This is a genomic window from Chamaesiphon sp. VAR_69_metabat_338, assembly GCF_031423935.1.
Taxonomy (GTDB): Bacteria; Cyanobacteriota; Cyanobacteriia; order Cyanobacteriales; family Chamaesiphonaceae; genus Chamaesiphon.
In genome coordinates this window covers 1-1,845 of the sequence record NZ_JANPGM010000395.1, presented here as the reverse complement: position 1 = coordinate 1,845, position 1,845 = coordinate 1, and the positions used below count along the sequence as shown (strand labels likewise).

Below are 1,845 nucleotides of genomic sequence, written 5' to 3'. Positions count from 1 at the left end.
GGGAACCGCTCCCTTCGGGAAGGCTTCGCCAACAGCGCGTAGGGCTTTGCCCCGCCGAAGGCGTATGCATCCGCTAAATCCCCCTTCAAAAGCGGATGCCTTTTCGGTCGGGTTCCCCGACCATGAAAAGGCACCAGGCGGGGGACTAAGAGTCCGGTTCCCCCCTTTTGAAGGGGGGTTAGGGGGGATCTAGATCTGCGAATCAACTCAAATAGACTTGTCGGTACGCGGTAGCCTTTTTAAGGGGGCTAGCGGCTCGCGCTCGTCGGGTTCCCCGACGGTTTAGCGAGACAAGACAGGGGGAATCTTCTAGGGATTGAACTTAACAAAATTGAGTTCTCAGACATCAGATCCTAGCTACCCAAGATTTCGGCTTTGGTGCGATCGATCGCTTGCATTAGTTCTTGGCGATCTTGTTCGCGAATCAAATACCGCCAGACAAACCGTGCTGTATAGAACAGCCCGATAATTTTTAGCAGTGGCGATACTAACGGGATATCATCGATCGCACCCAATCCGGCAAACAGCAGTTTGAGACTGATAATGCCGAGGAAAAATACGCCTAAAGCAATAATAAGTTGCCGATTTTTAGCGAAGAAATCGACGACATAGGCTTTGGCTCGATCGTAATACTCAGCAGTATCGCTAGTTTGAATCGATTGCCAAGTATCCTGAGCGGAGTCCATTAACGACTGCGCGTCGGGGAGATTTACGGAAGGCTCTGGCGTGGGATCTGGAGTTTCCACAGCCATTACTGCTTCGTCACTGTGGAGCGATGCTGCTGCTTCGCTGGGTGCTTTGACGCTAGAACGCTCGTCATAACCCATCGCATCATCTTCACCAGCAGGCAGCTCTACCAAGGCGATCGGATCCGCTGCATCATCTCCACTGTGGAGACTTGCTGCTGCTTCGCCAGGTGATTTTTCACCAGGTGGTTTTTCGCCATATTTCATGGCATCATCCATTGTCGGTGCTGCTACTGAACCGCTAGGCGCATCGACCTGCTGCTCTTGAGCGACAAGCGTTTCGATCGGTTCCATGTTCTCAACTGTGGAGTTTTCGACATAGGCATTGTCATACTCAGCCTCCGCGTCCATCGACTTTGGCTCTGGAGCTTGATAGTTGGGATGGTCTGGATGGGTTTCGTTGTACTCATCAATCCGGTGGATTTCGGTAGTGATATCGATGCTCATGATAATTAGTTACTTATTCAAAGGTGATGCTATTTGTGCGAGGAGCGGGGAGGGAAATATATCCTTAACTAGCAACGTCGTTTATTGCAACGGTAAGTGTTGATTAAATCTAGATAATTTCCAACTAGGAATCTCGATCTGCCCAACTTTTTGAGAAGTTAGCAGATCTGAGAATCGCTCTAAATGTTTTTATCTATAACTGGATTACCGTCGATATTGACATCCAATTCTTCGCGCCGTAGTTGCTCTTGAACGGTGGCATTTTCGGTGTCTACCACTTTACTAACCTTGACCTCTTCGCGGACGTAGGCTTCTTTATGAAACTCTGGTACTTCTTCGTACACGTCGATCCGAGCGACTTCGCCTTCTTTAAAAGCGTCGGTGCCGGTGGTCGGCATCGTGCCAGTACCGCTGACGGGCATCCGTTCGATGACGACGCGCTCCTTATCGACAGCTACTGATGCGCTTGCTGTCTCAGTTTCGACATGTTTGCTAATTACGGCTTCGCCAGTTTTTTGACGCGTTTTACCTGCAACTAACCGCTCTTCATAGAGTTTGAGAGTCGAGGCATTTTGGTCGTGCATTGCGTACAAATCGGGTTCGCGATCGTAACTATAATTGTCACGATTCATGGTAGCCGCGCCCGTTGCGG

General features: G+C 50.0%; 2 protein-coding genes. Both read right to left on the bottom strand.

Annotated features, from left to right (window positions below):
* Positions 1 to 353: 353 nt before the first annotated feature.
* Complete coding sequence (locus RMO84_RS11075) at positions 354 to 1,193, bottom strand: CAAD domain-containing protein (RefSeq protein ID WP_310488521.1); 840 nt, start codon at positions 1,191 to 1,193, stop codon at positions 354 to 356.
* Positions 1,194 to 1,372: 179 nt separating this feature from the next.
* A partial coding sequence (locus RMO84_RS11070; protein ID WP_310488520.1) for a DUF2382 domain-containing protein occupies positions 1,373 to 1,845 on the bottom strand: 473 nt, incomplete at its 5' end.

Excerpts from the sequence above, each read along its gene's own strand:
- RMO84_RS11075 (WP_310488521.1), bottom strand. The coding sequence starts at position 1,193 with ATGAGCATCGATATCACTACCGAAATCCACCGGATTGATGAGTACAAC.